This is a genomic window from Acinetobacter sp. CIP 51.11 (genome assembly GCF_000369665.1).
Taxonomy (GTDB): Bacteria; Pseudomonadota; Gammaproteobacteria; order Pseudomonadales; family Moraxellaceae; genus Acinetobacter; species Acinetobacter lwoffii_S.
Genome location: NZ_KB850129.1, coordinates 1,087,085 through 1,110,482, shown reverse-complemented (window position 1 = coordinate 1,110,482; position 23,398 = coordinate 1,087,085). Strand labels below are relative to the sequence as shown.

16 protein-coding genes, 2 tRNA genes and 3 rRNA genes are annotated in these 23,398 nt (G+C 42.7%); 20 read left to right on the top strand and 1 reads right to left on the bottom strand.

Annotation, left to right across the window (positions count from 1 at the left end; all coding sequences use genetic code 11):
- Positions 1-30 precede the first annotated feature (30 nt).
- The 15 genes from F894_RS08975 (at position 31) to hisC (ending at position 15,532) form a co-directional block, all read left to right on the top strand.
- Positions 31-720, top strand: coding sequence for a nitroreductase family protein (locus F894_RS08975; protein WP_005247196.1), 690 nt, complete (start codon positions 31-33; stop codon positions 718-720).
- Positions 721-916: 196 nt separating this feature from the next.
- Positions 917-1,510 carry a nitroreductase family protein gene (locus F894_RS08970; protein WP_005247195.1) on the top strand — a complete coding sequence of 198 codons (594 nt, stop codon included), beginning with the start codon at positions 917-919 and terminating at the stop codon, positions 1,508-1,510.
- Between the two features lie 200 nt (positions 1,511-1,710).
- The gene (locus F894_RS08965; protein WP_005247194.1) at positions 1,711-2,325 is read left to right on the top strand and encodes a DUF2057 family protein; all 615 of its coding nucleotides are present in this window, start codon (positions 1,711-1,713) and stop codon (positions 2,323-2,325) included.
- 471 nt (positions 2,326-2,796) lie between these two features.
- A 16S ribosomal RNA gene (locus F894_RS08960) occupies positions 2,797-4,334 on the top strand.
- A gap of 60 nt (positions 4,335-4,394) precedes the next feature.
- Positions 4,395-4,471: transfer RNA gene (locus F894_RS08955), tRNA-Ile, on the top strand.
- 48 nt (positions 4,472-4,519) lie between these two features.
- Positions 4,520-4,595: transfer RNA gene (locus tag F894_RS08950), tRNA-Ala, on the top strand.
- A 476-nt stretch (positions 4,596-5,071) separates the two neighbouring features.
- A 23S ribosomal RNA gene (locus F894_RS08945) occupies positions 5,072-7,966 on the top strand.
- Between the two features lie 206 nt (positions 7,967-8,172).
- Positions 8,173-8,287 (top strand): 5S ribosomal RNA (rrf, locus tag F894_RS08940).
- The 16S, 23S and 5S rRNA genes sit together here with 2 tRNA genes alongside, the layout of an rRNA operon.
- Positions 8,288-8,485: 198 nt before the next feature.
- Positions 8,486-9,937: an RNA polymerase factor sigma-54 gene (locus tag F894_RS08935; RefSeq protein ID WP_005247192.1), complete on the top strand. Its 1,452-nt coding sequence runs from the start codon at positions 8,486-8,488 to the stop codon at positions 9,935-9,937.
- Positions 9,938-10,121: 184 nt separating this feature from the next.
- Complete coding sequence (gene hpf, locus F894_RS08930) at positions 10,122-10,454, top strand: ribosome hibernation-promoting factor, HPF/YfiA family (protein WP_004730744.1); 333 nt, start codon at positions 10,122-10,124, stop codon at positions 10,452-10,454.
- 133 nt (positions 10,455-10,587) lie between these two features.
- A complete protein-coding gene (gene ibaG / locus F894_RS08925) occupies positions 10,588-10,839 on the top strand; it encodes a BolA family iron metabolism protein IbaG (protein ID WP_004730742.1) in 252 nt (83 codons plus the stop codon).
- Between the two features lie 7 nt (positions 10,840-10,846).
- Positions 10,847-12,103: a UDP-N-acetylglucosamine 1-carboxyvinyltransferase gene (murA, locus tag F894_RS08920; protein ID WP_005247191.1), complete on the top strand. Its 1,257-nt coding sequence runs from the start codon at positions 10,847-10,849 to the stop codon at positions 12,101-12,103.
- On the top strand, positions 12,103-12,804 hold the full coding sequence (gene hisG / locus F894_RS08915) for an ATP phosphoribosyltransferase (protein WP_004646025.1): 702 nt from the start codon (positions 12,103-12,105) through the stop codon (positions 12,802-12,804). Before murA ends, hisG begins: the two co-directional genes overlap by 1 nt.
- 186 nt (positions 12,805-12,990) lie before the next feature.
- Positions 12,991-14,289, top strand: a complete 1,299-nt coding sequence (hisD, locus tag F894_RS08910; RefSeq protein WP_005247190.1) for a histidinol dehydrogenase — start codon at positions 12,991-12,993, stop codon at positions 14,287-14,289.
- 154 nt (positions 14,290-14,443) lie between these two features.
- Positions 14,444-15,532, top strand: coding sequence for a histidinol-phosphate transaminase (hisC, locus tag F894_RS08905; RefSeq protein WP_005247189.1), 1,089 nt, complete (start codon positions 14,444-14,446; stop codon positions 15,530-15,532).
- A gap of 101 nt (positions 15,533-15,633) precedes the next feature.
- On the opposite strand, the gene F894_RS08900 is transcribed toward hisC, so the two are convergent.
- Entirely contained in the window at positions 15,634-16,965 is a 1,332-nt protein-coding gene (locus F894_RS08900) for an anthranilate synthase component I family protein (RefSeq protein ID WP_005247188.1), read from the bottom strand.
- 259 nt (positions 16,966-17,224) lie between these two features.
- On the opposite strand from F894_RS08900, the gene F894_RS08895 reads away from it, so the two are divergent.
- The 5 genes from F894_RS08895 (at position 17,225) to filE (ending at position 23,386) form a co-directional block, all read left to right on the top strand.
- Positions 17,225-18,274 (top strand): putative pilus system protein FilA, encoded by a 1,050-nt coding sequence (locus F894_RS08895; protein ID WP_005247187.1) that lies wholly within the window; start codon positions 17,225-17,227, stop codon positions 18,272-18,274.
- 187 nt (positions 18,275-18,461) lie between these two features.
- Positions 18,462-19,295 (top strand): putative pilus system C39 family peptidase FilB, encoded by an 834-nt coding sequence (locus F894_RS08890; RefSeq protein WP_005247186.1) that lies wholly within the window; start codon positions 18,462-18,464, stop codon positions 19,293-19,295.
- A gap of 34 nt (positions 19,296-19,329) precedes the next feature.
- Entirely contained in the window at positions 19,330-20,535 is a 1,206-nt protein-coding gene (locus tag F894_RS08885) for a putative pilus system protein FilC (RefSeq protein WP_005247185.1), read from the top strand.
- Between the two features lie 12 nt (positions 20,536-20,547).
- Entirely contained in the window at positions 20,548-22,212 is a 1,665-nt protein-coding gene (locus F894_RS08880) for a putative pilus system OmpP1/FadL family transporter FilD (protein WP_004279160.1), read from the top strand.
- A 7-nt stretch (positions 22,213-22,219) separates the two neighbouring features.
- On the top strand, positions 22,220-23,386 hold the full coding sequence (gene filE / locus F894_RS08875) for a putative pilus assembly protein FilE (protein WP_005247184.1): 1,167 nt from the start codon (positions 22,220-22,222) through the stop codon (positions 23,384-23,386).
- Positions 23,387-23,398: the final 12 nt, after the last annotated feature.

Genomic DNA, 23,398 nt, shown 5'->3' with positions numbered 1-23,398 from the left:
TGATTTGGCTTGTTTGTTGTGGGGTAGAAAATGGCATTGCTAAATAAGATTGGTCAGGTATTAACAAGCGATATAACCAAGGATTTTAAATTTTCAAGAAAAAATAAACTGAATGATGATTTAGAACTGACTTTTGTCGATCAATTGAAAAAGCGCCGTAGTATCGATCAACTCGGTAAGCGGGTACATTATAGTCAGGCTTATCTTGGCGAAATCATTCGGGAAGCAGTGCGGAGTTGTCCTTCGGCTTATGATTCTCAAACTACGCGCATTGTGGTGTTATTTGCAGATTCTCATCATCAATTCTGGGAAATTGTGAAACAGGTGCAGCGTCAGTATATGCCGGCACATATTTACGAAGGAATTGAAATCAAGTTGAATCAATGTGCTGCGGCCTATGGCACGGTTTTATTTTATGAAGATCAAGCCGTGATTCAACAATTACAAAAGAAAATGCCATTAAATAGTGAGGATTTTCCAGCATGGTCGGAACAAACTTCCGGTATGGCGCAATTTGCTGTGTGGACGACGCTGGCAGATTCTGGCTTAGGGGCATCCTTGCAACATTATAATCCACTGATTGATGAAAGGGTCGCAGAGCATTTTCAGATTGAAAAGAACTGGTTGTTACGCGCACAACTTTGCTTTGGGTTAATTGAACAAACAGTAGAAGCAAAATTACAAAAACCGGATCAGCACCGTTTCAAAGTATTTAATTAAAAGTTTATAGAGAACTTTATATGTGACAGCATGGAAGCTGCGGATAAAATCAGATACAAATACGCTACCCAGATCTAAATCTGATTGTTCTATAAATAAAACACATTGTTATCGAAATGCACCTGTCTTGGGTGCTTAAAGCACGTAGTATGACTTTATCGATTTTTTAATAATCAAAATATATAGAGGTGAATTCATGGCATTTTTAGATCAAATCAAACAACGCCGTAGCATTTATTCAATTGGAAAAAATGTAGATCTGGATCAAGCAGAAATTGAGAAAATCATTAAAGATGCGGTGAAGCACAGTCCGTCATCTTTTAACTCGCAAACCTCGCGTGTGGTGATTTTATTTGGTCAATCACATGATACTTTCTGGCATATTGTACGTGAAACTTTACGTGATCTGGTTTCAGCAGATGCATTTGAATCAACCAATAGCAAGATCAATGCTTTTGCTGCAGGTTATGGTACCGCACTGTTTTATGAAGACCAGAACGTGGTGAAGTCGATGCAGGAGCAGTTTGCACTTTATGCCGATAACTTCCCGGTCTGGTCTGAGCATTCTTCTGCTATTGCACAGTTTGCAACCTGGACCGCTTTGGCAGAAAGAAATATTGGTGCTTCATTACAGCACTACAATCCAATTATTGATGAAGAAGTCGCACAAACTTTCGAGATTCCATCTCACTGGAAACTTCGCGCTCAACTGGTATTTGGTTCGATTGAAGCTCCTGCAGGTGAAAAAACCTTTATGGATGATGCAGAGCGCTTTAAGACCTTTGCATAAATAGTTTTAGATTAAAAAGAAGCATGTTGGTGCTTCTTTTTTTATGTCTTAGAATTGTATTTAGATATGATGTGATATGTCTAGCCAAATAAATGCTAAGAACACAGGCTGTATCGCTCCAGCCTTTGTCATAAAATTGTCATTTAGACGCGGCATAGTGCGGCTAATTTTTAATAAACAACCAAAAATGAGTAAAGGATATGGATTTACGTATTGCGGCAACTGCAGCAGTGTTTCTGTTTAGCACACCAGTTTTTTCGGCAGTAACCGTCACAGTACCTGAAGAAATAAAAATTGTTGCCGTAAATGATCAGGAAGTGAGTTCAGGTCTATTGCGTTCTAATCAGACTTATAGCTTGGATGCAGGTGTAAATGCGATCAGCGTACGTTATAACGAATTTTTCCAGCATTCAGACAATTCACATGACATTTTAAAGTCAGGTGTGGTTACGGTAAAAACACCAAGCCTTAAAGATGGCGAAACTTATCGTTTAGCACTCATTCAGGCGCCTAAAGATTTTGATGCAGCGCAAAAATATAAAGATCAGCCCATTATTGGTCTATATGATGCGAAAAATCAGCTCTTAGTCCAGCAGACGGGTGCTAAAGATGCAGCGAAACCATGGTTTGGAAATCGTGTGTTGACTAAAAAAGTAGATATGACCACTCAAGCTGCGACACCAGTTAATCAGCCTGCAGCTGTATATATTCAATCAGCAGACCAGAATGATCAGCAGCTGATTCAATTATGGCAGAAGGCTTCTAAAGCTGAGCGTCAAAAATTTATGACTTGGCTCGCTGAGCAGGCAAATTAAAATATTTTGATGAAGAATCAAAAAGATCACTATAAAGGTGATCTTTTTTTATGAGATGAGGGCTAGAAAATTAACATTTGCTTAAAATTTTCATGTGGAATTAGCTAGAAAAGCGCAAAAAAAGTGTTAAAAATAGCCTTTCAGATTAAAAAATAAACGTATGAATGGTTTTTTTGAATATTTTAAAGAAAAGCCCTTGCGCTCGTTTTGAAACTGTATAGAATACGCAGCACACCAACGCAATGCATGAAACGAAACGTTAAGTGATTGGGTTGGAGCTTAAAGCTGACGAGGTTTTAAGAAGATCATTAAGAGATTATGAAGAACAACTTGTGTGGATTTTTACTGGTTGATCGATCGAAATTATTTTCATTGATTGATGGTAGAAATTACTCGAAGTTTATTTGAGAAATATTTGTCAGAAAATTGATGAGCCAAGATTGGCACCCTTTAAAGGTGCTACATAGTATTAAACTGAAGAGTTTGATCATGGCTCAGATTGAACGCTGGCGGCAGGCTTAACACATGCAAGTCGAGCGGGGAAGAGTAGCTTGCTACTTTACTTAGCGGCGGACGGGTGAGTAATGCTTAGGAATCTGCCTATTAGTGGGGGACAACATCTCGAAAGGGATGCTAATACCGCATACGTCCTACGGGAGAAAGCAGGGGACCTTCGGGCCTTGCGCTAATAGATGAGCCTAAGTCGGATTAGCTAGTTGGTGGGGTAAAGGCCTACCAAGGCGACGATCTGTAGCGGGTCTGAGAGGATGATCCGCCACACTGGGACTGAGACACGGCCCAGACTCCTACGGGAGGCAGCAGTGGGGAATATTGGACAATGGGGGGAACCCTGATCCAGCCATGCCGCGTGTGTGAAGAAGGCCTTTTGGTTGTAAAGCACTTTAAGCGAGGAGGAGGCTACCGAGATTAATACTCTTGGATAGTGGACGTTACTCGCAGAATAAGCACCGGCTAACTCTGTGCCAGCAGCCGCGGTAATACAGAGGGTGCAAGCGTTAATCGGATTTACTGGGCGTAAAGCGCGCGTAGGTGGCCAATTAAGTCAAATGTGAAATCCCCGAGCTTAACTTGGGAATTGCATTCGATACTGGTTGGCTAGAGTATGGGAGAGGATGGTAGAATTCCAGGTGTAGCGGTGAAATGCGTAGAGATCTGGAGGAATACCGATGGCGAAGGCAGCCATCTGGCCTAATACTGACACTGAGGTGCGAAAGCATGGGGAGCAAACAGGATTAGATACCCTGGTAGTCCATGCCGTAAACGATGTCTACTAGCCGTTGGGGCCTTTGAGGCTTTAGTGGCGCAGCTAACGCGATAAGTAGACCGCCTGGGGAGTACGGTCGCAAGACTAAAACTCAAATGAATTGACGGGGGCCCGCACAAGCGGTGGAGCATGTGGTTTAATTCGATGCAACGCGAAGAACCTTACCTGGTCTTGACATAGTAAGAACTTTCCAGAGATGGATTGGTGCCTTCGGGAACTTACATACAGGTGCTGCATGGCTGTCGTCAGCTCGTGTCGTGAGATGTTGGGTTAAGTCCCGCAACGAGCGCAACCCTTTTCCTTATTTGCCAGCGGGTTAAGCCGGGAACTTTAAGGATACTGCCAGTGACAAACTGGAGGAAGGCGGGGACGACGTCAAGTCATCATGGCCCTTACGACCAGGGCTACACACGTGCTACAATGGTCGGTACAAAGGGTTGCTACCTCGCGAGAGGATGCTAATCTCAAAAAGCCGATCGTAGTCCGGATTGGAGTCTGCAACTCGACTCCATGAAGTCGGAATCGCTAGTAATCGCGGATCAGAATGCCGCGGTGAATACGTTCCCGGGCCTTGTACACACCGCCCGTCACACCATGGGAGTTTGTTGCACCAGAAGTAGGTAGTCTAACCTTAGGGGGGACGCTTACCACGGTGTGGCAGATGACTGGGGTGAAGTCGTAACAAGGTAGCCGTAGGGGAACCTGCGGCTGGATCACCTCCTTAACGAAAGATTGACGATTGGTAAGAATCCACAACAAGTTGTTCTTCATACGATGTATCTGAGGGTCTGTAGCTCAGTTGGTTAGAGCACACGCTTGATAAGCGTGGGGTCACAAGTTCAAGTCTTGTCAGACCCACCACTACTGACGAAGTACGGAAAATCAGAAACATTGACTTATTGATAAGCTGGGGACTTAGCTTAGTTGGTAGAGCGCCTGCTTTGCACGCAGGAGGTCAGGAGTTCGACTCTCCTAGTCTCCACCAAATTTCAAGATCATAAAAGCACTGCTTTTACTTGAAATTTAAGCAAGAAGCTACGCTTCGCGCAGTATGTAATCATACAGTGATGAAGTTGTTTAGTTCCTAAGCGATCAAGTATTTAGATCCTAGAGATTAACAAGTACAAGCGTTATGATACGCGGACTTGATAATCTCTGTGATTTATCACAGTTTCCTGACCTGACGAAGGCTGGAAAAATCATTAACAGAATATATTTGAGTTGAAATAATTTGTTCAAACTCGTTTTTAAGATCAACACTAACAGTGATTTATTACTGTGATGTGAAGATTAAGGAAATGAGTTCTAGCGAAATTAACTGAATCAAGCGTTTTGGTATATGAATCTAATTGAAGCTGTACAGTAGTTAAATCTACGAAACGCCAACTGTATGAGTAAGTCGCAAGACGAACTCTGTTGCTTATCCTACTTGTAAGGATAAACGACTGTTTGGGGTTGTATAGTCAAGTAATTAAGTGCATGTGGTGGATGCCTTGGCAGTCAGAGGCGAAGAAAGACGTGATAGCCTGCGAAAAGCTCCGGGGAGGCGGCAAATATCCTGTGATCCGGAGATATCTGAATGGGGAAACCCACTTACCATAAGGTAGGTATTGCAACATGAATACATAGTGTTGCAAGGCGAACGAGGGGAAGTGAAACATCTCAGTACCCTTAGGAAAAGAAATCAATTGAGATTCCCTCAGTAGCGGCGAGCGAAAGGGGAAGAGCCCATTAAGTCATATAAGTTCTAGTGGAACGCTCTGGGAAGTGCGACCGTAGACGGTGATAGTCCTGTACACGAAAGGGCTTATATGATGATGTCGAGTAGGGCGAGGCACGTGAAACCTTGTCTGAATATGGGGGGACCATCCTCCAAGGCTAAATACTCCTGACTGACCGATAGTGAACCAGTACCGTGAGGGAAAGGCGAAAAGAACCCCTGTGAGGGGAGTGAAATAGATCCTGAAACCGCATGCATACAAGCAGTGGGAGCCGGCTTAGTCCGGTGACTGCGTACCTTTTGTATAATGGGTCAGCGACTTATATTCAGTAGCGAGGTTAACCGCATAGGGGAGCCGTAGGGAAACCGAGTCTTAATAGGGCGTTTAGTTGCTGGGTATAGACCCGAAACCAGGTGATCTATCCATGAGCAGGTTGAAGGTTGGGTAACACTAACTGGAGGACCGAACCCACTGTCGTTGAAAAGCCAGGGGATGACTTGTGGATAGGGGTGAAAGGCTAATCAAACTTGGTGATAGCTGGTTCTCCCCGAAAGCTATTTAGGTAGCGCCTCGGACGAATACCATTGGGGGTAGAGCACTGTTTCGGCTAGGGGGTCATCCCGACTTACCAAACCGATGCAAACTCCGAATACCAATGAGTACTATCCGGGAGACAGACTGCGGGTGCTAACGTCCGTAGTCAAGAGGAAAACAATCCAGACCGCCAGCTAAGGCCCCAAAATTATAGTTAAGTGGGAAACGATGTGGGAAGGCATAGACAGCTAGGAGGTTGGCTTAGAAGCAGCCACCCTTTAAAGAAAGCGTAATAGCTCACTAGTCGAGTCGGCCTGCGCGGAAGATGTAACGGGGCTAAAACTATATGCCGAAGCTGCGGATGCATAATTTATTATGCGTGGTAGGGGAGCGTTCTGTAAGCCGATGAAGGTGGATTGAGAAGTCTGCTGGAGGTATCAGAAGTGCGAATGCTGACGTGAGTAACGACAATGCGAGTGAAAAACTCGCACGCTGAAAGACCAAGGGTTCCAGTCCAACGTTAATCGGGGCTGGGTGAGTCGACCCCTAAGGCGAGGCCGAGAGGCGTAGTCGATGGGAAATTGGTTAATATTCCAATACTTCTGTGTAATGCGATGAGAGGACGGAGAAGGTTAAGTCAGCCTGGCGTTGGTTGTCCAGGTGGAAGGTTGTAGGCATGTATCTTAGGCAAATCCGGGGTACTCTATGCTGAGAACTGATAGCAAGCTGTACTTGTACAGTGAAGTGGCTGATACCATGCTTCCAGGAAAAGTCTCTAAGCTTCAGTTACACAGGAATCGTACCCGAAACCGACACAGGTGGTCAGGTCGAGTAGACCAAAGCGCTTGAGAGAACTCTGCTGAAGGAACTAGGCAAAATGGTACCGTAACTTCGGGAGAAGGTACGCTGTTGTCTGTGATAGGACTTGCTCCTTGAGCGGCCGACAGCCTCAGAAACCAGGCCCCTGCAACTGTTTATTAAAAACATAGCACTCTGCAAACACGAAAGTGGACGTATAGGGTGTGATGCCTGCCCGGTGCTGGAAGGTTAATTGATGGGGTTAGCGTAAGCGAAGCTCTTGATCGAAGCCCCAGTAAACGGCGGCCGTAACTATAACGGTCCTAAGGTAGCGAAATTCCTTGTCGGGTAAGTTCCGACCTGCACGAATGGCATAATGATGGGGGCGCTGTCTCCAGCAGAGACTCAGTGAAATCGAATTCGCCGTGAAGATGCGGTGTACCCGCGGCTAGACGGAAAGACCCCGTGAACCTTTACTGCAGCTTGACATTGAACTTTGATCTTACTTGTGTAGGATAGGTGGGAGGCTTTGAAGTCGCGACGCTAGTTGCGATGGAGCCGTCCTTGAAATACCACCCTGGTAATATTGAGGTTCTAACTCTGTCCCGTTATCCGGGACGAGGACCATGTCTGGTGGGTAGTTTGACTGGGGCGGTCTCCTCCTAAAGAGTAACGGAGGAGTACGAAGGTGCGCTCAGCGTGGTCGGAAATCACGCGTAGAGTATAAAGGCAAAAGCGCGCTTAACTGCGAGACCCACAAGTCGAGCAGGTACGAAAGTAGGTCTTAGTGATCCGGTGGTTCTGTATGGAAGGGCCATCGCTCAACGGATAAAAGGTACTCTGGGGATAACAGGCTGATACCGCCCAAGAGTTCATATCGACGGCGGTGTTTGGCACCTCGATGTCGGCTCATCTCATCCTGGGGCTGAAGCAGGTCCCAAGGGTATGGCTGTTCGCCATTTAAAGAGGTACGCGAGCTGGGTTTAGAACGTCGTGAGACAGTTCGGTCCCTATCTACCGTGGGCGTTGGAAATTTGAGAGGATCTGCTCCTAGTACGAGAGGACCAGAGTGGACGAACCTCTGGTGTACCGGTTGTCACGCCAGTGGCATCGCCGGGTAGCTATGTTCGGAAGGGATAACCGCTGAAAGCATCTAAGCGGGAAGCCTACCTCAAGATAAGATTTCCCCGAGACTTTATGTCTCCTAAAGAGCCGTTGAAGACTACGACGTTGATAGGTTGGATGTGGAAGCATAGTGATATGTGAAGCTGACCAATACTAATTGCTCGTGAGGCTTGACTATACAACACCCAAACAGTTGTTGTACGAAGCTCGATTGATTCGATATTAAGCAAAACAGCTTGATTTAGTTACGCTGAACGAACAAACTACTGCAACTCAGATATACCTGTTAATGAACGATGTTCAAAGCACTGCTTTGAACAGAGTGCAAGATTTGAAGAAAGCTAAGGCAACCATAAGACCTCAGTAAGTAATCATACCAGTTGTGCTGGCGACCATAGCAAGAGTGAACCACCTGATCCCTTCCCGAACTCAGAAGTGAAACCTCTTAGCGCTGATGGTAGTGTGGGGTTACCCATGTGAGAGTAAGTCATCGCCAGCTCATTATTCCAAAATCCCCCTCCGCATTAGCAGAGGGGGATTTTTTTATGCGAAAATTTAAGTATTTAAACAATTATTAGTCGCGAAAAGCTAGAAATTTAAAATCCATTTTGTATGTTTTTTGGTAAATCTGTGTTATAAAAAATAAAACGGCATAAAAATTGCTTATAAAACGGGATTTTCTATTAAGGGGGTAACAATGAGATTATCAGTGGGCATAAAAATTGCGAACTCGCTGTCATTAACTCCACAATTACAGCAAGCAATTCGGCTATTACAACTTTCAAGTCTGGAATTGGAAGAAGAAGTTCAGTTGCAACTTGATAGTAATCCTCTATTAGAAAAAGTTGAAGAGCAAATTACCCTTGAAAGCTTATCTACTATTGAATCAAATAATGAAAATCACGATCTAACCAATGAACTTAATGCCGATCATCTGCCTGATGACTTACCTGTAGATACCGATTGGGATGATGTTTATACCCATCAACCTACAAGTCTGGGGGCAGCCGAGTTCGAAGAGCGTGAAGATAATCGTCAAGGACATCAGAGCCTGCAAGAATATATGCTAGAACAAATTAATCTGTTGAATTTTTCACAGGTTGATAAATTAATCGCTTATTGCATCGTGGATTCTTTAGACGACAAAGGTTTTTTAGATGCAGAGTTGAGTGAAATTACTGCATCGGTACAACATTTACTCTCTTCTATGGGGTCTGAAGAAGAAATTGAAGATGATGAGGTTGCGGTCGTATTAAAGCATATTCAGCGTTTGGATCCCGTGGGTGTAGGCTCTAGAAGCTTGGCAGAATGCCTATTGGTCCAACTTGATAATTTACCTACATCAACGTCTTGCCGAAATGATGCGATCAAACTTCTGCAACATTATGAATTGTTGATTACCAATGAGCTTCCTAAGCTGATTAAACAGACTGGCTTAAATCCAGAGCAGTTGCGCTGTGCCGTAGATTTGCTAAAAACATTGAAACCTCACCCGGGTCTGGAATTTGAAAACAAGGAATCGGATTATCAGGTGCCAGATGTCGTGGTGATGAAAAAGAATAACTGCTGGCAAGTCAATTTAAACTCGGATGTACTGCCAAAGTTACGCGTCAATTCTTTTTATGCCAAAATGATTCGTCGTGCAGATCAAAGCGATGATAATCAGTACCTGCGTAATCAGATGCTGGAAGCGAAGAACTTTATCAAAAGTATCGATGAACGGCATAAAACATTATTGAAAGTCGCGACTTGTATTGTAGAACATCAAAAAATGTTCTTGGAAATTGGGGCGGAAGGCATGAAACCTCTGGTTTTAAGAGATATTGCCGAAGAAGTCGAATTGCATGAATCTACAGTTTCTCGTGTAACCACCAATAAATATATGCTGACCCCACGTGGATTGTTCGAGTTGAAATATTTCTTCTCAAGTCATGTCGGGACTACTTCAGGTGGTGAAGCATCTTCTACTGCTATTCGTGCCAAAATCAAAAAACTGATTTCCGAAGAAAATGCCCGTAAGCCTCTGTCTGATAATGCAATTGCCAATATGTTAAAAGATGAAGGCATTGATGTGGCACGACGTACGGTGGCGAAATATCGTGAATCGTTACATATTCCTTCATCTTCTGAGCGAAAAGTCTTGATCTAAAATTTGAAATCTGGCTATTCTAGAGATTCATTATGACAACATAATGAATCTTTTTTTCTTTTGAGGAGCAGTAAAATGATTTGATCCAGGACTTAAAATACGGATATTTTATTTATAAGTTGCTGTATTTAAATTATTTTATATTGTGACTCTTCTAATCCTAACGAAGGTGAGGGATAGAACTATGCAAATAACAATTCGTGGACATCATTTATCGATTACGCCAGCTATTGAAGAAAGTATAAAAACCAAGTTTTCACAGATGACGAAGCACCTAGATCAGGTGAATAGTATGCAAGTGAAACTCTCAAAAGATCATCAAATTGATAAACGCTCTAGAAAGGGCAGTAGTAATCATATCGCAGAGGCTATTATTCGATTACCGGGCATTGAATTTTTTGCTCACGCCACCGCAGATGATATGTATACCTCAATTAAAATATTAACCGAAAAACTCAAACGGCAGATTGATCGATACCGGGAAATGCATTTACAGCAGCATCCTTTAGCCCTATAAAGGACAAATGATGAAAAAGAGGTTTTAAAAGCCTCTTTTTTTTATATATATAATGTATGGATCCATGAATTATTTTTGCTATTTATAGTAAAATGGCTCGTTTTACACCCTTAGTCCTATAAGAGGTCTTGTGATGAATAATGAACAGCTCGCTGAAATTTTAGAAGCCGCTTTTCCAGAGGCGGATGTTGCTGTGAGTGGTCAGGGCGGAAAATTTGATCTCCGTATTGTGGATGATCAATTTGAAGGTAAGCGTCCAGTTGCACGCCAACAAGCTGTTTATGCTCCTCTCAATGCCCATATTGCCAGTGGTGCAGTTCACGCAGTAACGATTCGCGCGATGACAAAAGAAGAATGGCGCAAAGCAAGCTTATTTGGAGCTTAATCATTTAATGGATAAATTTTTAATTCAGGGCGGTATCAAGCTCGAAGGTGAAGTGCGCATTTCTGGTGCAAAGAATGCAGCACTTCCATTATTGGCAGCAATGATTCTTGCTGATACCCCGATTACGCTCAGAAATGTTCCTAATCTAAAAGATGTCAATACGTTGGTGAAGCTGATTGCTGGTCTTGGGATCACCATGACTTATGAAGGCGATACGGTTGTTGCTGATACTTCTACATTAGATAACCAGTTCGCACCGTATGAGCTCGTAAAAACTATGCGTGCTTCTATTTTGGTGCTTGGTCCATTATTGGCGCGCTATGGCAGTGCAAAAGTGTCTTTACCAGGCGGTTGTGCGATTGGTTCCCGTCCTGTCGATCAGCATTTGAAAGCTTTAGAAGCTTTAGGCGCCGAGATTGAAGTCGAAGCCGGTTATGTACATGCCAAAGTCGATGGTCGCCTGAAAGGTGGCGAAGTTGTCTTTGATATGGTGACTGTGGGTGGGACAGAAAATATTCTGATGGCTGCCGTGTTGGCCGATGGTGTGACCACGATTCGCAATGCAGCACGTGAACCTGAGATCACTGATCTTGCGCAAATGCTGATCAAGATGGGTGCCAAGATTGAAGGTCTAGATACCGATACTTTAATTGTGACCGGTGTCGAACGTCTGCATGGCTGTGAATATGCGGTTGTTGCTGACCGGATTGAAACCGGTTCATATCTGGCAGCAGCAGCGATCACTGGCGGTCGTATCAAAACCACGCATACTGATCCGTCCCTGATGGAAGCGGTGCTGGACAAGTTTGAAGAAATGGGCGCAGAAGTGACCCGTGGTGACGACTGGATTGAACTGGATATGCTGTGTAAACGTCCGAAAGCTGTCAGCTTCCAAACCTTACCACATCCAGAATTTCCAACCGATATGCAAGCCCAGATTATGGCTGTGAATGCCATTGCTCAAGGCTTTGCGACAATTTCTGAAACGATTTTTGAAAACCGTTTCATGCATGTTCCTGAATTGGCACGTATGGGTGCCAATATTCAGGTTGAAGGTAATGATGCTGTGGTAACGGGTGTAGAAAAACTTTCTGCTGCACCCGTAATGGCAACAGATTTACGTGCTTCGTTCTCTTTGGTGCTGGCAGCACTTGCCGCTGAAGGTGAAACGCTGATTGACCGTATTTATCATATTGACCGCGGTTATGAAGATGTAGAAGCAAAGTTACAAAGTTTAGGTGCCCAAATTAAGCGAGTAAATTAATGAGCGATATGAGAAACGATGATCCAAACTTTGACGTAATGGGCAATTTTGATCATGGTTTAACTTTGGCATTAAGTAAGGGGCGTATCTTAAAAGAGACTTTACCTTTGCTAGAAACAGCAGGGATTAACCTTTTAGAAGATCCTGATAAATCTCGTAAATTGATTTTCCCGACCACGCATAAACAGGTTCGTATCTTAATTTTACGTGCTTCAGATGTACCGACTTATGTTGAAAATGGTGCAGCCGATATTGGTGTGGCCGGTAAAGATGTATTGATGGAACATGGCGCGCAAAACGTCTATGAACCATTGGACCTGAAAATTGCGGTATGTAAATTGATGACCGCCGGTAAGGTGGGGATGCAACGTCCTAAAGGTCGTTTAAAAATTGCGACCAAGTACGTGAATTTGACCCGTCAATACTATGCCAGCCTGGGTGAGCAAGTGGATGTGATCAAGCTGTATGGCTCCATGGAACTTGCACCATTAGTTGGTCTGGGCGATTACATCGTCGATGTCGTAGATACAGGCAATACTTTGCGTGCCAATGGTTTAGAGCCACTTGAAGAAATTTGCAAAGTGTCTTCGCGTTTAATCGTGAATAAAGCCAGCTTCAAGCGTAAGCAAGCATTGTTAAATCCGATTCTGGCACAGCTTGAAAAAGCCGTAGAAGAACGTGAAAAGGCCAAACAGGCTTAAATTTTTTGCATAAAAAACCGTCCTTTTAGGGCGGTTTTTTTTATTCGATTGAACATAAATACGATGTAAATTCTTTCATCAATTTTACCAAAAGCTATTTCCAATAAAACTCATAGGGCTAGAGCACTATAGCTGCCGACAAAAGTCTGGAAAACAGGTAAACTAAAGCCTTCGAATTCAAACCTGATGGGTAAATTGATGCGACGTTTATCGACCCAAGATCAAAACTTCAAGCAAGCATTTGCTGACTTGTTGGCTTTTGAAACTGTTAATGATCCTGAACTTTTAAAAACCGTAGATCAAATTATTGCTGATGTTCGTCAGCATGGTGATGCTCAAGTTCTTAAACTCACTCAACAGTTCGATCGACATCCGGCGCATCAATTTTCAGATCTAGAGTTAAGCCAAGAGCAACTAAAAGCTGCCTTCGAGGGTCTAACAACTGAAGTACGCGAAGCCTTAGAACTTGCTGCATCACGCGTGCGTGAATTTCACCAGGCACAAAAACAGGACGGCTGGACCTATGTCGATGCTTTGGGGAATACGCTCGGTCAGAAAGTGACCCCCTTGGATCGTGTTGGGATTTATGTACCGGGTGGTCTGGCGTCTTATCCATCTTCTGTGTTGATGAATGCGGTGCCTGCACATGTCGCAGGAGTGCCGGAAATTATTATGGTGGTGCCTGCGCCGAATGGTGATTTAAACCCATTGGTACTGGCGGCTGCATATCTGGCAGGTGTGACGCGTGTCTTTACCATTGGTGGTGCACAAGCAGTTGCGGCCTTGGCTTATGGTACCGAAACTGTCCCAGCAGTAGATAAAATTACCGGCCCAGGTAACCGTTTTGTTGCTGCGGCAAAACGTGCGGTATTTGGTCAGGTCGGCATCGACATGATTGCAGGGCCTTCTGAAATTTTGGTATATGCCGAAGGCCAAAATAATGCTGAATGGCTGGCGATGGATTTACTTTCGCAAGCTGAGCATGACACTGTGGCACAGGCCATTTTCATCACACCAGATGAACAGTTGCTGAATGATGTTGAGCAGGCGATTGAAATGCATCTAGCAACATTACCGAAGGCAGAAATTGCCCGTACCTCGATTGCCAATCGTGGTGCTTTGGTCTTGGTGAAAGACCGTCAAGAAGCGTCAGATTTGATTAATCAGGTGGCGCCTGAGCATTTGATGTTGTGTTTAGATGATGCAGAAGCAATGTCTGATAGCATTCGTCATGCAGGTGCGATCTTTATGGGGCGTTATACGCCTGAAGCCATTGGTGATTACTGTGCCGGTCCAAACCACGTCTTGCCAACTTCAGGTACTGCGCGTTTTTCATCGCCACTTGGTGTCTATGATTTCCAGAAGCGTTCAAGTCTGATTATGTGCTCACAAGAAGGTGTAAAAACTTTAGCAAAAACTGCGGATATCTTGGCGCAACAAGAAAACCTGGATGCGCATGCGCGTTCAGCACGTTATCGTTATTAATCATAAATAGCATTACAACCTCTCCCTGACCCTCTCCTAAAAGGAGAGGAGAATTTAAACCACAAAAATCTTGTGTCTTTAGTAATGAAAATTCCTCTCTTGCGCCATATATGGCTCAGGGAGAGGTTAGGAGAGGGTTTAAAGAGAATACAAAATGAATATCACAACAGAACAAATGCGTTTTTGGAGTCCTGAAGTACGTGAATTAGAACCGTATACCCCAGGCGAACAACCAAAAATCCAGAATATTTTAAAACTTAATACCAATGAAAATCCGTATCCACCTTCACCCAAAGTGGTAGAAGCAGTTCAAAAGGTACTTGCGAATTCGGCTGATGTTTTGCGTTTATATCCAGACCCTGATGCATCAGAGTTGAAACAGGCGATCGCTAAACAACAAAATGTACCTGTTGAAACCATCTTTGTCGGCAATGGCTCAGATGAAGTCTTAGCACATATCTTTAAAGCATTTTTTGTTCAAGAACAGCCTGTACTTTATCCAGATATTACCTATAGTTTCTATCCGGTTTATAGTCAGTTTTTTGGCGTCAAAACCAAAATCTTGCCACTGAATGATAACTTTGAAATCGTTGTGGATGACTATAAACAAACTAATGGCGGCATTATTATTACTAATCCTAATGCACCGACCAGTATTGATCTGGGTTTGGCAGCCATTGAGGAAATCCTGCAAGCCAATCCGGATTCAGTGGTGGTGATTGATGAAGCCTATGTCGACTTCGGTGCCGAATCAGCAGTCAAGCTGGTTGAGAAATATGAAAATTTAGTCGTATGTCAAACCACATCGAAGTCACGTTCTCTTGCTGGTCTGCGAGTGGGTTTTGCGATTGCTCAGCCACATTTGATTGCAGCACTTGAAGCAGTCAAAAATAGCTTTAACTCTTATCCGATGGACCGTTTTGCGATTGCTGCAGCGGTAGCTTCATTTGAAGATCAAGCCTACTTTGAAGCACAAAATCAGAAAGTCATTGCTAGCCGTGAAAAGTTGGTGTCCCAATTAAATGAGCTTGGTTTTAAAGTTTTACCATCGAGTGCTAACTTTATTTTTGCCTCATTGCCATTTAAGGATGCAGGCGAACTTGCAAGTGAGTTGCGTGAACGTGGCATTATCGTACGTTATTTTAACAAGCCACGTATTAACCAGTTTTTAAGAATTACTATTGGTACAGATGAGCAAAATCAGCGTTTAGTGGATACATTAAAAAACGAGATTTTAGTTTAATCTCTCAAAACCCCTCTTTCATAAAGAGGGAATTTTTCCTCTCTTTTTAAAGGGAGGCTAGAAGGGATTAAAAAAGCGAATCAAATGATTCGCTTTTTTATTTATTCAGGCCGATACCAGGTATTGAGTAGATTCAGCATGGCTTCAACTTTATCAAAACATTCCTGATATTCTGCATCACAATCCGAAGAAATAGTAATACCACCCCCCGCCCATAAAGAAACATCTTCTTGATATTTTTGGATGGAACGAATCAGAATGTTCCAGGAACCGGTGCCATCAAAATTAAAATAACCCATTGAACCGCAATAAGCCCCACGTGCTGCACCTTCCAATTCAGCGATAATCTGCATGGCACGAATTTTAGGTGCACCCGTAATTGAGCCACCTGGTAGGGCTGACATTAACACCTCGAAAGGATTCACATCTGCTTTTAACGTTGCTTCAACTTCGCTCACCATATGATGCACTTGATTAAAACTTTCGATATTAAATAATCTCGGTGTTTTAACCGAACCTGTTTCCGCATAAACACTTAAATCATTACGTAATAAATCTACAATCATGACATTTTCTGCCTGATCTTTTTCCGATGCTTTTAACGTTTGTTTAGATTGTTCATCCAGCGTTGGATCGCTATAGCGTGGCATGGTGCCTTTAATTGGTTTGGTGATAATTTTCCGATTTTTTTCGAAGTCAATAAATAACTCGGGTGAGCAGCTGAGTAATTCAAAATCACCAATACGCAAATAACCCGCATAGGGCGCTTCGGTTAATGTCCAGAATGCTTGGGCAGTGGCTAAGAGGGAGCCTTGGGCACGACCTTTAAATTCTTGGGTCAGATTAATCTGATAGCAGTCACCTGCAACAATATAGTCCTGAATTTTCTGAAAAGCCTGAGTATAGACAGATTTGGTCCAGCGTGAGGTACAAGGATTTTTTAAGTGAAATGTCGGGTGAATTTTATCTTGATTAAGTAAGTTCTGAATATGATTGAAAATCTGTTCTGCCTGTCGATCATCACTATATAACATCCAGCCATCAGGGGTTGATTTAATGTAGGAAGTAAATTGACCAATAAATAAACCAGGTTGAGGGCGATCTGAATACTGAATATGTTGTTGAGCTGCATAATCGTAGCCGATAAAACCGACATAACCTCCATGAAATCCATTGTTTTGAGGATTTTTTAATGCATCAATCGCTAAATTAAATTCAGATGGGCTGGGTTGATATTGTTCAATCTCTGTTCTTTTAAAAGACTGAATTTGTGATGTCTGCGCAACAAAATATTCTTGAGCGCAGCAGGCAATAAAAGGCTGACCATTATTATTTAAATACACCAGATGATCTAATGTCTTCAATGCGGACAATAGATCTGCAACCAGGCGTGATTCAAATTTTAAAGGGCGATGATAGAGAGCTTCGGTCATTCAGTTAAGGAGAATTCGATATGACTCACTATTTTATATCAAGAAGCCAGGAAAATATTTTTAAATCATGAAATACCGTTTATCGGTAAGCGACAGATTGCGACCAACAACAGTTGATCAAAAACTGACTCGACGCTAATTTAAGTGGGCTAGCAAATTACTCAAGGAAAGATGCTTAAGCTGTCAGAAAATAAAAAATACAGCCTAAACACTGAGTAATTCACAACCAAAAAAAATAGTACTCTTGGGAGAGTAAACAATGAAAAAATTCACAAAATTAGTTTTAGCGACTTCAGTTGCATTTAGTGCCAATGCGATGGCGATGCAAGCAATGGATGATGCATCTCTAAGCGAAACAACGGGTCAAGACGGTTTGACAATTGGTATCGGCATCTCGAAAATTGCTATTGAAAAATTATTTATCCATGATAACGACGGTTTAGCGCCAAAAGGTGTTGCAAATGAGGCGGGTTTCGGAGGTACTTCTACAGCAGGTGCGATCGTAATCCGTGGTAAGACTGATACAGCACCTGATGCTGCTGCTCTTGCTGATCCTACTACTGCAACGCATGGTGTAGTAATCGGTGCCAATTATGACAATAATGGTGCCTATTTACTTGCATCCCGTAACCTTGCTGACTTGGTAATTGATTCGGATGCTGGTGCTGGTAATCCTTTCATTAATGTTGCTGCACAAGTATCGGGTCTAGATATCAAAGTTGGCCGAATTGGTGTAACTGCATCTGGTGCAGATGATCCGGATTCGATTCGTCGAGGTGGTGCCGGTGTTGTAAACGACATCATTAGTGGTTTTGACGTTAAAACTGGTGTGATAAATGCCAATATTCAACTGGGTGCTGCTCCACAAGGCGCTATGATCAAGATGAATACTGTAATGGTAGGTGGTCTAGAAATTAAAAACCTAGGTATTTTAGATAACTCATCTAAAAATAAAGCAGTAGGGCTGGTAGGTACGACTCCAGTGACTACACGTGAAGCAGGTGAGATTTATGTTGAAAGTATCAAAATTGCAGATGCGGATTCTAATGATTTAACTATTAGCCAGAATATTTCTGTATATAACGATGCTTATGTAGGTACTACAGCTCAGTTAGGTAAGGCAGCGCATGTTCGTATTGTAAGTAATGATACTGGGGCGAAAGACCAATACATTAAAGGTATTCATTTAGGTAACCGTGAAGCAAGATCATCAATTGGTGATATGGAAGTTCAAGGTTTACAAACTTTCTACTCTCAAGCTCAAGGTAGTTATACTAAAGGCGCAATTATTACCATTTCGGGTCACTAATCTTTATTTTAAAAAAGCGCGTGTTTACACGCGCTTTTTTATGACTATCTCACTTATCTAAAAAATAAAAAAAATACTGTATTTTTTTGAAAAAGCAGGTATCTTTCTAGTTACAGGGAAGTAGAGTGAATGCTCTATAAAAAGAAAAATAGGCACATCATGCCCATTATAAGAAAAGTTAATAATTATGTTAGAGATCGCGTTGGGCTCGGCGTTGATGTATTACGCTGCCAAAGAAGCTCTGGATATCAAAAAACAGCCGAATGGGGCTGTTCACTATACTGAAGTTCTTGATTCAAGAAATGACTCTTTTGTGCGTATGCACCGTGAAGCTGTAGAAGTAAAACCGGCACTTCTGGATCAGTTTCAGGGCATTGTACGTCAAGCTTATGACTATAGTTGTGGTTCGGCAGCACTGACGACCCTCCTCAATGGTTATGTCGGTACGCAGCTGGATGAGCAGCAAGTCATGAGTGGGCTGATGAAATTCGGTGAAACGGATAAAATTGTTGAACGCCGTAGTTTTTCTCTGCTTGATATGAAGCGCTTTGTTTCAGCCTTAGGGTTGGAAAGTGGAGGCTATCGAGGAGAGTTCAAAGATTTAGTCAATCAAGATCAGCCTGCCATTGTTCCGATTTCCTATGCAGGATTTAAGCATTTTGTAGTTTATAAAGGTTATAAAAATGGCCGGGTTTATGTTGCAGATCCGGCACTTGGTAATATCAGTTTTGAGGAACGGCGTTTTCAGGATATTTGGGAAAATAACACTTTGTTCCTGATTAATGTACCTGAGCAATATCGCAAAAATTTTCTAGTATTAAAAGAATCAGATATGCGTCATGTAGAAGATGCTACGATTAATCGCTATGCCTTGGTTGACATGCAGTATCCACAATTTTATATGGACAAAATTGCTGATAAAGCTTCTACGATCCGTATGGACCGTAATCGTAATACAGAGTCAGAACAATTTGGGGAATATCAACATAACTTCCTGAGACTGTATTACAAGAATAAATAAAACGAAAAACAGTAATAAAAATTAAAATGGTGAAATGGATATGAACAGTAAATGGATGAACAAGACGTTCTTGGCACTGAGCATTCAAATGGTAATGGGCGTTGCATTTGCTGCAGAAGAACCAGCACTAGGTGAATACGAAACGGTTGATGAAGAAGTTGTTGTTGAAACTGCTGCATCTGTACCGGCTCAAACCGGGCAGGTCAAAACGCAGACTGCAGAAGAATCGGAACTAGGTGGATATGAAGCAGTTGAAGAGGCTGCCGTGGAAACAGCAGCACCTGTAGAGACTCAAGCTGGCCAGGTAGTAGATGCATCTCAAGCTTTACAGCAACAAGAAGGAGATGCTACTCAGGCAGCTAATCTGGAAGAAGTATTTACGTCAAATGAACGCCAATACTCTCTGATAAAACAAGGTGAAATTTCATCATATTACGATATTGATTATACCTATTATCGGGACACTCAACTCGATATAGAAATGGCTCAGGGCCAATTGTATCAACTACGTGTTCAAGAAAATGCAACACATAGTATGACTAATACTTTCACTTTCCAATATGGCGTGAAAGATAACCTGACCTTGACTGCATCCCTACCTTTAGTGGCTAAAACTGACTTGTTAAAAGATACGTCTACGGCAGGCTTGGGTGATATTAGTCTGGGTGCTCGCTGGGAGCCCTTCCCACTAAAAGCAGGTCGTCTGCCTCTGATTTTATTTGGTAATTTATCAACTAAAACCGGTGATAGCCCTTATGAAATTAATGCCGCGACAGATCTGGCAGCAGGAAAGGGCTATTACTCTGCTGGAGTGGGTGCTAGTACACGTAAATACATTGACCCAGTTGTATTGTTTGCATCGGTTTCTGCGAACTATGGTTTTAAAGAATCGGGCCTGAATCAGCGTCGAGGTAGCCGGATTATTGAGGAGTTTGAACCTGGTGTTAGTGGAGGCTTTGCCTTTGGTTTCGCATATTCATTTAACTATGATGTTTCGATGACCATGTCCTATCAGCAAAGCTTTAATACTGGTGCGGAATTTAACTATAACACTGGTGAAAGTTATTCTGCTGCAGATCAGACCAGTTCTACCTTTGCAATTTCCTTAGGGGTGCGAGTTTCTCCAGAAACAATTGTTAATGGTACCGTTGGCCTAGGGCTGACCGAAGATGCACCGGATGTTTCGTTGGGACTGTCATTCCCACTTGATATTTTAGGTTTTGGTAAAAAAATTAGTTAATAGGGGTGTCGTATGAAAAACATTCGACTTAGCCCGTTATTAACAGGAATTATTCTTGCGGGCTGTTCAAGTTATACCTTTGCACAATTGGGAACCAACCTTTCAGTTGATTTACGTGCACTATCCATGGGGAATGCCGTCACCGCAGATCCTCCAGGGGTCAATGCCATCCACTTTAACCCGGCTGCACTGACTAAAATTGATGGTCTGCAAACCGAACAGCAAATCATTGTGGCTAATTTTGATATCCAGCGTGAGTTTTCAGTACCGGCCGGATATAACGTATTTGGCTATTCTGATGATCCCATTGTCTGTAATGACGGTCCTGAAGTTTCATCTGATTTGTGTACCGATTTTAAAGGCCCAGTCAAAGGCGATGTGGAATATGTCAGCCTCTATGTTCCTTTTCTGAAAAAAATGGTGGATTTAGGCGAAGGTCTTCCTTTGACTGCACCCACGATGGGGATCGCATACAATCCCCCTGGATCGAAAGCCACTTATGCGACTGCTGTTTATGCTCCTCTCATGGCAGGTTTTGGTCATGAAGATGGGAACCCGGCAAACTTTATGGGACAGCAGGTTGCTTTAGAGCGGATTACCTATCTGTCACCATCCATCGGTTATGAGGTCAATGACCAACTGTCGATTGGTGCTTCTATCGGGATGTCTTATCAAGCCATCGGGATGAAAACGGACTTGCGTTTCCCGAATGAGTTGATTGGGATGTTGCGTATGATCGACGAAGTCGTGTGTACGCCGTTTAAAGAAAATTCCGACATTATTACAGATATTCTTTTGCTCGGGATCTGTAATGCGGATGAGGGGATGAACCCATTTGGCAAGTTTGGTCAAATGCAACTGGAGCTTGAGCAGAACTTAAGCCCAAGTTATAACCTGGGAATATTGTGGGAACCGCGCGAAGACTTTAGTTTTGGTATGGTGTACCAAAGTGCTGCAAAAATGCGCTTAAAAGGTAAATATCATATTGATAATGCCAAAGCTCCTCAGGAAATGATTAAAGGTTTAATGACCTCACCGACTGGCCAGATTCTGGCTGCAATTCTTGGATTTCCTAATTACATACCATCGAGTGAATCTGGTCTGGTGTCGCAGGATTTTGAATATCCGGCGCATTTTCAGGCAGGTATCAAATATAAAGTGATGCCAGATTTGCAAGTGAATTTTGATATTGGCTGGACAGATTACAAGGTCTGGGACGAATTTAAATTCGAATTTGATCGTACCATTTCAGCCCTAAAAATTGCCAAAATTTTGTCTGCCAATGTTACTGACTCAACCTTGGCTTTACCGATGGGATTTGAATCGCCGTGGAACTTTGGTATCGGGATGGAGTATTCCGCTACAGACCGTTTGAAGCTTCGGGCAGGTTATGAACCACGGACCAGTGCTATTCCAAAAAATAAGCGTAATACCATGGTACCGATCAATGGTGCACAGTTATTTGGTTTAGGTGTGGGTTACCGTTTTGATGCAGACACTGATCTGGATCTATCAATTGGTTTCTTGCGTAGCAAAGATCAGATTCCAGCAAATACCAGTAGTTTAGCCAACCAGACAGGGGTAAATAACCTGTTATTAAACCCATATGCAGGTTTAAACGTAAAAACAGATACCAAAATTACAATTTTAGGTTTGAATTATCGCACGCGTTGGTAAGGGAAAAATGATCAAGACAGGGAACGTTGGATTGACAGCGGTACTGGCATTAAGTCTGGTATCCGTGTCTTTTTATACAAGCGCTAAAGAATTTATTACGATTATTGGTCCGGATGGACGACCATTAGTCGTACCCCGTAATAATGCAGAGAAAAAAATTGAGGACAAATCTCGATTGTCGAAAACAGTAGGAACTGCAGCAGTTCAGTCCACACCTGTAAAACAAAACTTAGAAAAAGTGTCCGTCGTAAAAAATGGACAAGTCAAACCTAAGCATGACCATAATATGGTTGTACAACCAGTACAACCAGTACAACCAGTACAACCAGTACAACCAGTACAACCAGTACAACCAGTACAACCGCATATTGCGCAAGAAAAGATTCAGTCTAAACCACAATTAATACTTGGATCTCAAACTATTCAAACTCCTGATGCTGGAGTTGGATCTTCTGTTGCTACCATACAAAAGCCGGGATTTAGCCAGGTTGAAGGCATTGAATATGTGGATAGTGAGTATCTGGAAAATAAAGAATTTAATTTGGAAGGCAAAAAACGTTTCTATAGCATGCCCGAAGGAGTCGTGGATAAAAATATCGGAACTACCCAGATCCAGACAATTGAACGTGAAAAAGGGGTGGGACAATCCGTATTAAAATCCTTGTTTCAAACGCCAGAAGTAGATTCCGGTCCTGTGGTACTGGCTCAAAGTTATTATCGTATTTCACAGTCGGAGACCATTGATAGCTTGGGCAAGCAATGTTTTAATGATAAGAAAATTAAAAAAGCTAAAGAAATCAGCCATAAAAAAGCAGTTAACCTCTGGCCACGTGCGCCTCTTAAAGCAGACGAATTTGATTTTGAAGTGGTAAAGCTTCAATCCGATATCCAGAATATTCAGATTAACTCTTATGCCTCTAGCCAGAAAAATCCAACGTATTATTGGCCTTTTGTTGTATTTTTAGACAGTCGTGGCTGTGTGCTTGAAGGGGCGGGTGGTTTTAAAAATCAGGAAGGACAGGCGAATATTATTCAACATGAGCGTATCGAAGGGATTCTCCAGATTCCTGCTCAAAGTGAATATATATTATTGACGCCTTTGGCCTCAGCAATAGATGTTGAAGACAAGATGCTGATAAATCATGGACAACTAAAATTAGTCGCCATTCGATAAGGACTATTCGAG

Coding starts and splice junctions, on each gene's coding strand:
- F894_RS08880 (WP_004279160.1), top strand. CDS start 20,548: ATGAAAAACATTCGACTTAGCCCGTTATTAACAGGAATTATTCTTGCG.
- F894_RS08965 (WP_005247194.1), top strand. CDS start 1,711: ATGGATTTACGTATTGCGGCAACTGCAGCAGTGTTTCTGTTTAGCACA.
- F894_RS08885 (WP_005247185.1), top strand. CDS start 19,330: ATGGATATGAACAGTAAATGGATGAACAAGACGTTCTTGGCACTGAGC.
- murA (WP_005247191.1), top strand. CDS start 10,847: ATGGATAAATTTTTAATTCAGGGCGGTATCAAGCTCGAAGGTGAAGTG.
- filE (WP_005247184.1), top strand. CDS start 22,220: ATGATCAAGACAGGGAACGTTGGATTGACAGCGGTACTGGCATTAAGT.
- hisG (WP_004646025.1), top strand. CDS start 12,103: ATGAGCGATATGAGAAACGATGATCCAAACTTTGACGTAATGGGCAAT.
- hpf (WP_004730744.1), top strand. CDS start 10,122: ATGCAAATAACAATTCGTGGACATCATTTATCGATTACGCCAGCTATT.
- F894_RS08890 (WP_005247186.1), top strand. CDS start 18,462: ATGTTAGAGATCGCGTTGGGCTCGGCGTTGATGTATTACGCTGCCAAA.
- F894_RS08975 (WP_005247196.1), top strand. CDS start 31: ATGGCATTGCTAAATAAGATTGGTCAGGTATTAACAAGCGATATAACC.
- F894_RS08900 (WP_005247188.1), bottom strand. CDS start 16,965: ATGACCGAAGCTCTCTATCATCGCCCTTTAAAATTTGAATCACGCCTG.
- hisD (WP_005247190.1), top strand. CDS start 12,991: ATGGGTAAATTGATGCGACGTTTATCGACCCAAGATCAAAACTTCAAG.
- F894_RS08935 (WP_005247192.1), top strand. CDS start 8,486: ATGAGATTATCAGTGGGCATAAAAATTGCGAACTCGCTGTCATTAACT.
- ibaG (WP_004730742.1), top strand. CDS start 10,588: ATGAATAATGAACAGCTCGCTGAAATTTTAGAAGCCGCTTTTCCAGAG.
- hisC (WP_005247189.1), top strand. CDS start 14,444: ATGAATATCACAACAGAACAAATGCGTTTTTGGAGTCCTGAAGTACGT.
- F894_RS08970 (WP_005247195.1), top strand. CDS start 917: ATGGCATTTTTAGATCAAATCAAACAACGCCGTAGCATTTATTCAATT.
- F894_RS08895 (WP_005247187.1), top strand. CDS start 17,225: ATGAAAAAATTCACAAAATTAGTTTTAGCGACTTCAGTTGCATTTAGT.